Source organism: Candidatus Hydrogenedentota bacterium, from assembly GCA_012523015.1.
Taxonomy (GTDB): domain Bacteria; phylum Hydrogenedentota; class Hydrogenedentia; order Hydrogenedentales; family CAITNO01; genus JAAYBJ01.
Genome location: JAAYJI010000204.1, coordinates 1 through 1897 on the forward strand (window position 1 = coordinate 1; position 1897 = coordinate 1897).

At 49.0% G+C, this 1897-nt stretch carries 2 protein-coding genes; both read right to left on the reverse strand.

The features are described from left to right. Positions 1–9: 9 nt before the first annotated feature. Entirely contained in the window at positions 10–315 is a 306-nt protein-coding gene (locus GX117_08845) for a hypothetical protein (GenBank protein ID NLO33447.1), read from the reverse strand. Continuing rightward, on the reverse strand, positions 308–1897 hold a 1590-nt coding region (lepA, locus tag GX117_08850; protein ID NLO33448.1), incomplete at its 5' end, for an elongation factor 4. The genes lepA and GX117_08845, both read right to left, overlap by 8 nt.

A 1897-nucleotide genomic window follows, 5' to 3' on the forward strand; every position in this document is an offset into this window, starting at 1 on the left:
CACGATATCTCAGCGTTCCGGTACCCCCCCTTGCCATAGGCGGTGCGTGGTGAAAGGTATACGGGGGCCGAAATACCATTTATTGACCAGTACTGGCTCACCGCGAAAGAAGCCTACATCGCCGTTGAGTGTGGGTTCTATGGATCCAGAAGGAATGGTGTACTGATCAATCAGGCAGCCTTTAACAAAAAAAATAGCGCCAATAATGAGGATCCACCCCAAGCCGTTTCGCAAAGTCCACGGGCCTGTGATTGCTTCCAAAAAGCGTCTCAACAAAGAATGTTGTTTCTGTTGATCCTCTGACAGCTCAGTCATTGTCTTCCTCATTAACACGCAATAATGCCATGAATGCCTCTTGAGGCACCTCAACAGAACCAATTTGTTTCATCCGTTTCTTGCCTTCTTTTTGGCGTTCGAGCAGTTTGCGTTTACGGGAGATGTCGCCGCCATAACATTTGGCTGTCACGTTTTTACGCAAGGCTTTAATGGTTTCACGGACAATAATTTTCTTGTTAATAGAGGCTTGGATGGCAACCTCATATTGCTGGCGAGGAATAAGTTTGCGCAACTTTTGGGCAAGAGCGCGGCCGAGCCGCACCGCATTATCCTTGTGCACAATAGTAGACAGGGCATCTACAGAATCATTATTAAGTAAGATATCCAGCTTCACGAGATCGCCCGGCTGATTGCCAATCAGTCGATATTCCAAGGAACCATAACCACGGGTACCGCTTTTTAATTTATCGTAAAAGTCGAGTACGATTTCAGCGAGGGGCATCCGATACACCGCCATACAACGGCTTCCATCAATATAGTCCACACGCACATGGGTGCCTCGTTTGCGTTTGCACAGTTCAATAACATAGCTCAAATACTGGGTGGGGCACATGATATCCGCTTCGATATAAGGTTCCTCGATCAGCTCAATATCCCCCGCAGCCGGCATTTGGGAAGCCTTGTCAATGGTCATCACTTTGCCGTCGGTTTTATGAATTACATACGCAACGTTGGGCATCGTGGTGACTAGAGTCAATCCGAATTCCCGTTCTAAGCGCTCCTGCACAATTTCCATATGAAGCAGCCCCAAGAAGCCCAAGCGAAAGCCCAGACCTAATGCGTCGGAACTGTCAGCGTGATATTCGAAAGACGCATCATTTAAGCGCAGTTTATCCAAGGCATCTCGCAATTCTTCATAATCCGTGGCAACTGCCGGATACAACCCGGAAAAGACAACGGGCTTTACTTCTTTGTAGCCGGGAAGCGCCGTCTTAGCGGATTTCTCAACAGTGGTGATCGTATCGCCGATAGGCGTATCACTCAGCGTTTTAATATTGCAGATGAGATAGCCCACTTCGCCGGCGGAAAGTCCTGAACGCTGTGTCATTTCCGGCTGCAGCGAGCCCACTTCATCCACTTCATATTTAGTGCCTGTTGACATAAATACAATTCTTTGTCCCGGCACAATGCTCCCATCTACAACTCGTATATAGACAACGACGCCGCGATAGGTATTATATACGGCATCAAAAACCAAAGCGCGCAAGGGTGCATCTTGTTGGCCCGAAGGAGACGGGATCCGCTTAACAATAGCTTCTAAGGTCTCTTGTGCGCCTAGCCCTGTTTTCGCGCTGACCAATAGGGCATCTTCGGCAGGAAGTCCAATGACCTCCTCAATTTGGCGGCGCGCTCCTTCTACATCAGCAGCGGGAAGATCAACTTTATTGATGACCGGCACGATCTCCAGATCTTCTTCTATGGCTTTATAGGCATTTGCCAGCGTCTGCGTGTCAACGCCCTGCGCTGCATCCACCAGCAGCAACGCTCCATCACAGGCCGCTAAAGACCGCGAAACTTCATAAGCAAAGTCCACGTGCCCGGGCGTATCAATGAAATTAAG

Excerpts from the sequence above, each read along its gene's own strand:
- GX117_08845 (NLO33447.1), bottom strand. The coding sequence starts at position 315 with ATGACTGAGCTGTCAGAGGATCAACAGAAACAACATTCTTTGTTGAGA.